Source organism: Streptomyces sp. NPDC058685 (assembly GCF_042714725.1).
Taxonomy (GTDB): domain Bacteria; phylum Actinomycetota; class Actinomycetes; order Streptomycetales; family Streptomycetaceae; genus Streptomyces.
Window position 1 is genome coordinate 1 of sequence record NZ_JBHXSL010000013.1, and the last position, 5,747, is coordinate 5,747.

At 74.0% G+C, this 5,747-nt stretch carries 2 protein-coding genes and 1 pseudogene; all 3 read right to left on the bottom strand.

Annotated features, from left to right (window positions below):
- Positions 1-3,975 (bottom strand): Rne/Rng family ribonuclease (locus ACFWU3_RS14565; protein WP_384436181.1); only part of this gene is annotated, 3,975 nt, incomplete at its 3' end.
- A gap of 284 nt (positions 3,976-4,259) precedes the next feature.
- A complete protein-coding gene (locus tag ACFWU3_RS14570; protein ID WP_384436183.1) occupies positions 4,260-5,015 on the bottom strand; it encodes a TIGR03936 family radical SAM-associated protein in 756 nt (251 codons plus the stop codon).
- A gap of 124 nt (positions 5,016-5,139) precedes the next feature.
- A pseudogene (locus ACFWU3_RS14575) lies at positions 5,140-5,747 on the bottom strand (hypothetical protein); the annotation flags it as partial.

The window sequence follows — 5,747 nt, forward strand, 5'->3', positions numbered from 1 at the left end:
CGACGGCAGCGACTGCTCGGCCGCGGCGGTCTTCTTCGCACCGGCCTTCTTGGTGGTCGTCTTCTTCGCCGTCGTCTTCTTGGCCGCCGTCTTCTTGGTGGCGGTGGCGGTCTTCTTCGCGGTGGCCTTCTTGGCCGTCTTGCGGACCGCCTTCTTGGCGGGGGCCGCGGACTCGGCGTCGTCCGCCGGCGTCTGCGGCTCCGCACCGTTCTCGGCGGCGACCACGACGACCGCGGCCTCCTCCGCACCCGACGGCGAACCGGCCGGGGCGCTGACCTTGCGGGTCGCCCGGCGGCGCGCCCGCGGCGGAGCCACCGGCGCGGCCTCTTCGGCCGCGGGGGCCTCGGGCTCGGCAACCGGCTCCTGCGCGGGCTCGGCGGGCGCCTTCACCAGCGTCTCCACGACGGTGGGGTCGGTGGTGGGCGGAGGACCGGCGGGCGCGGACGCCTTGCGGGTGGCCCGGCGGCGACCACGGCCCGCGGGGGCCGCCTCGTCGACGGGGGCCGCCGCGGTGACCGGCTCCGGCTCGGCCTGGGGCTCCGGCTCCGCCTTCGGCGCCGGCTCGACGACGGTCTCGGCCGCCGCGCTCTGCGCCTCGGCCGACCTCGGGGCACCGCTCGGCGCCGAGGCACGGCGGGTCGCCCGCCTGCGGCCACGGCCACGCGAAGCGGCCGCCTCGGCCTCGGCAGCACTGCTGTAGAGGTCCTCGTCGGGCTGGAAGTCCGGCTCCGGCAGCGCGGCCGGGGCAGCGGTCTCCGCGGCGACCTCCGCCTCGCTCTCGGTCTCGGTCTCGGCGGGTGCCTCGGCCGTGGCGTCGAGCTCGTGCTCGTGGACGTGCTCCGAGCCGCCGCGGCCGCGCTTCTTGGAGCGCTTGCCGCCACCGCCACCGGCGGCCGTCGGCTGCTCCATGTGCACGATCACACCGCGCCCGTTGCAGTGCACACAGGTCTCGGAGAAGGACTCCAGCAGACCCTGGCCCACCCGCTTACGCGTCATCTGGACCAGGCCCAGCGAGGTGACCTCGGCGACCTGGTGCTTCGTGCGGTCACGGCCCAGGCACTCCAGCAGCCTGCGCATGACCAGGTCACGGTTGGACTCCAGCACCATGTCGATGAAGTCGACGACGACGATGCCGCCCAGGTCGCGCAGCCGCAGCTGACGGACGATCTCCTCGGCCGCCTCCAGGTTGTTCCTGGTGACGGTCTCCTCGAGATTGCCGCCCTGACCGGTGAACTTGCCGGTGTTGACGTCGATCACGACCATGGCCTCGGTCTTGTCGATCACCAGCGAACCACCGGACGGCAGCCAGACCTTGCGGTCCAGCGCCTTCATGAGCTGCTCGTCGATCCGGTACGTCGCGAAGACGTCGACCTCGCTCGTCCACCGCTGAAGGCGGTCGGCCAGGTCGGGAGCCACGTGCTGGACGTAGCCGTGGATCGTCTCCCACGCCTCGTCACCGCTGACGATGACCTTCGAGAAGTCCTCGTTGAAGATGTCGCGGACGACCCGGACGGTCATGTCCGGCTCGCCGTACAGCAGCGACGGCGCGTTCGAACTGCCGCCGCTCTTCGACTTCTTCTGGATGTCCTCCCACTGCGCCTGGAGCCGCTCGACGTCACGGCGCAGCTCGTCCTCGCTCGCGCCCTCGGCCGCGGTGCGCACGATGACGCCCGCGTCCTCGGGAACGATCTTCTTGAGGATGGTCTTCAGCCGGGCCCGCTCGGTGTCGGGCAGCTTGCGGCTGATACCGGTCATCGAGCCCTCGGGCACGTAGACCAGGTAACGGCCGGGCAGGGACACCTGGCTCGTCAGACGCGCGCCCTTGTGACCGATCGGGTCCTTCGTCACCTGGACGAGCACCGACTGGCCGGACTTGAGCGCGGCCTCGATACGGCGGGGGCCGTTGGCCATGCCCAGCGACTCGAAGTTGACCTCACCGGCGTACAGGACGGCGTTGCGGCCCTTGCCGATGTCGACGAACGCGGCCTCCATGGACGGCAGGACGTTCTGCACCTTGCCCAGGTAGACGTTGCCGACGTACGAGGTCGCCTGCTCCTTGTTGACGTAGTGCTCGACGAGCACGTTGTCCTCGAGGACGCCGATCTGGGTGCGCTCGCCGCTCTGGCGGACGACCATGACGCGCTCGACGGCCTCGCGGCGGGCGAGGAACTCGGCCTCGGTGATGATCGGGACGCGGCGGCGGCCCTGCTCGCGGCCCTCACGGCGCCGCTGCTTCTTCGCCTCCAGACGCGTGGAGCCCTTGATGGACTGCACCTCGTCGGAGGGCTCGTCGCTCTTGGCGCGGGCCGGACGCGGCTCGCGGACCTTGACGACCGTGCGCTCCGGGTCGTTCGTACCGGACTCGTCCTCGGACGTCGGCTCACCGCTGCGACGACGACGGCGACGGCGGCGACGGCTGCTGGAACTGCCGGAGGGGGTGTCGTTGTCGCCCTCCTCCTCGGAGTCCTCACCGTCGCCGGACTCGGCGTCCTCGGCGGCCTCGTCGGACTGCTCGTCCGACGACTCGTCGGCGTCCGGGGCATCGCCACGGCGACGGCGGCGGCCACCACGGCGGCGACGGCGCGAGGGGCGGTCGCCGTACTCGTCGGAGTCCTCACCGTCACCGGCCTCGGCGTCCTGGTCGGACTCCGTCTCGGCGGCGGGCTCGGGCTCCTCGACAGGGGCCTGGGTCTGCTCGGCGGGCTCACCGCGACGGCGACGGCGGCGACGGCCCGCGGGCTCCGGGGCGGCCTCGGCGACCGGCTCGGCGGTGGGCGTGTCCTCGTCGGCCGCGGCCGACGCGTCGGACTCCTCGTCCGGGTCGAGAGCGGCAGCGGCAGCGGCCGTCTCCGGGGTCTGGAACATGGGCTCGGCGAAGACCGGGGCCTGGAAGAGGGCCACGGCGGGCCGGGCGGCGCGGCGGGTGCGCGCGGGGGCCTCGCTCTTCGCGGCCTCCTCGCGCGGCGCGGGCGCCTCTTCGGCGGCAGGCTGCGCGGTGGTCTCGGGCGAGACGGCGCGGCGGCGCGTACGGCCACGGGTCGCGGCCTTCTCGGCTGCCGCGACCTCGTCCTCGCGGGAGGTGATCTGTGCGACGGCGCCCTCGGGCAGGCTCTCGCCGGACTCCACGGCATCGGAGTCGGCGTCCTCGTCGGTCTCTGCGACCTGCGGGGCGGCGGCAGGCGCGGTGGCCTTGCGGCCGGCGCGACGACGGCTGCGACCGGCCGGCGCGGCCTCGGGCTCAGCGGCCTCGGCAGGAGCGGCCTCGGTGTCGGGAGCGGGCTCGGCCTGCGCGGTGGGGGCACCGGCGGGCGCGGAGGCGCGGCGACGGGTCCGGCGCGGGGCGGGGGCCTCGGCGGGGGCCTCGGCAGGCGCTTCCTCGGCGACCTGCGCGGCGACGGCGGGCGCTTCCTCCACGGCGGCGGCGATCTCGGCGCCCTCCGGCGCACTCACCTGCCGCGTGGCCCGGCGGCGCTTGCGCGGCGCGGGAGCCTCGGCCGGCGTCTCCTCGGCCACCTCGGGGGCGACCGTCTCCGCCACCTCGGCGGCAGCGGCGATCTCAGCGGCCTCGGGCGCACCGGCAGGAGCCGTCGCCTTACGCGTGGCACGACGACGCGCACGCGGCGCCGGAGCCTCGGCCGGCGTCTCCTCGGCCACCTCGGGGGCGACCGTCTCCGCCACCTCGGCGGCAGCGGCGATCTCGGCGCCCTCGGGCGCACCTGCAGGAGCCGTCGCCTTACGCGTGGCACGACGACGCGCACGCGGCGCGGGCGTCTCCTCGGCAGCGGCAGGCGCGGCCTCGGCCGCCTCCTGCACGGGAGCTGCCACGTCGGCGCTCTCCGCGGAGGCCGCTCCGGCCGGCGGACCGGCGGGGCGCGAAGCTGCGCGGCGCCGACGGCGCGGCGGCAGCTTGTCGCCAGGGGTGTTGTCGTTCTGTTCGTTGTCTCCGGCAACGCCGGATTCAGTCGGCTCGAGCATGCGGGCGGTTCTCCCGTCACGCTCCCGGGCGCCGCGCCTCATTCCGGTCCGGCCGCGGCCCGCGTGATGTGCGCGGTGCCGCCGTCCGGGGCGCGGGCGCCGCACGGGAGCTGTTATGTCTGGCTCGCCGGTTCCGTACGCGATGTACGCACGGCCTGGCGAAAGTCTTCTGGTCCTTGCGCGGCCCGACCCAGGTGGCTCCCGGATGCGAGAGCCGCGCTACAACGACTGCTCCAACGCGGCGGGACCTTCGGGCGCCGTCGCGGGGTGTCCCCCCGGCGAAGCTAGGGGGAGGCTGTTCCGACGGCCGTGGGTGAAGCGGCCGGAACTGCCTCGCGGTCGAGCGCGAGCGGGTCGGTCACCGTGCCGGACTCCTCGTCGAAGAGCCCCTGCGCCAGCCTGGTCACCGCTGCGGGGACCGGCGGCGCCAGGTCGGCCACAGCGTGGAGACCGGACAGGACGTCGTCGGGTCGCACGGCAGGTGTCACGTGCCGAACAACCAGCCGCAGTATCGCACAGGGCTCGACCCCGGGCCTATCAGGCTGTGACGGACCAGCGTGCAGATCCGCCACGGCACCCCGCGCGTCGAACGTGCGTACGCCGTTCTTGGTCTTGCGCTGGACGTCGACGGCGTCGGCCGCGAGGAAGGCCTCGACGGCCTTCTCCGCGTCCTCCACCCGCACGCCCTCCAGCCGCAGCTCCCACACGGACGCGGTGAGCCGGTCGGCGAGCCCGGACGTACGGGCCTCGACGGCCTCGGTGATGTCCAGACCGGTCGGCAGCGACTCGTCGAGCAGTTCGCGCAGCGTGTCGGGGTCGCGGTGCTCGCTGAGGGCGATCTCCAGATACTCGGCCTCGCTGCCCGTGCCGGTGGGTGCGGCATTGGCGTACGACACCTTCGGATGCGGGGTGAAGCCCGCCGAGTACGCCATGGGCACCTCGGCGCGCCGCAGCGCCCGCTCGAAAGCGCGCTGGAAGTCACGGTGGCTGGTGAACCGGAGGCGGCCGCGCTTGGTGTAGCGCAGACGAATGCGCTGCACCGCAGGTGCGGGCGGCGGGCCTTCGGGCTGTCGCTTGCCCAGTGGTTCTTCTCCTCGGTGCGGGACGGGCGCGGGGGGCGCGCCGCCCTCGTCGATGCGGGGTTCCCGTGGGGGCCCGTCCGGCTCACCCCTGCTTGTGCAGGGAGATCTCGGGCTCGGCCGCCGCGCCGGGGACAGTCGTTGTACTACCCAGAGTACGCGCCTGAGGCACGAGCGGTTCCCCAGGTTCCGCATACCCCGGCCCACCGACCAGTGCACGCCATGCGTCACGCCTCGCCTGCCGGATCGTTTCCCTCGCCGAACGGGCCGCCGATGCGGCCGCCCGGCCGGCCTCGACAGCGGCTCTCTTCGCCGGACGCCAGACGACGTCCCGCACGGCGTGGCCGACCGGAGTGCACACACTCCCGTAGAACCAGCGCACCGGCCGGACCACGAGCTGGACGACGAGCCACCGCACGGCGCTGCCGACCGCGCTCGACACATAGCCGGCGACCCGCCAGGCAACGGCGAAGGCCGCACCGATCTCGCGCCCGAGCGGCACCAGCACGTACCGGAAGATCCACACGAGCGGTACGACGACAAGTGTGCGCACCAGCCACACCACGGGCGCGACCAGCAGGGTCAGCACGGTCCAGGTAACGGCGGTCCACAGCCCGCGACCGACAACGGCCAGTCCGTGCCGGATACCGGCCGCCAGCCGGACGATCCCGTGCCCCAGCGGCGTCAGCACCT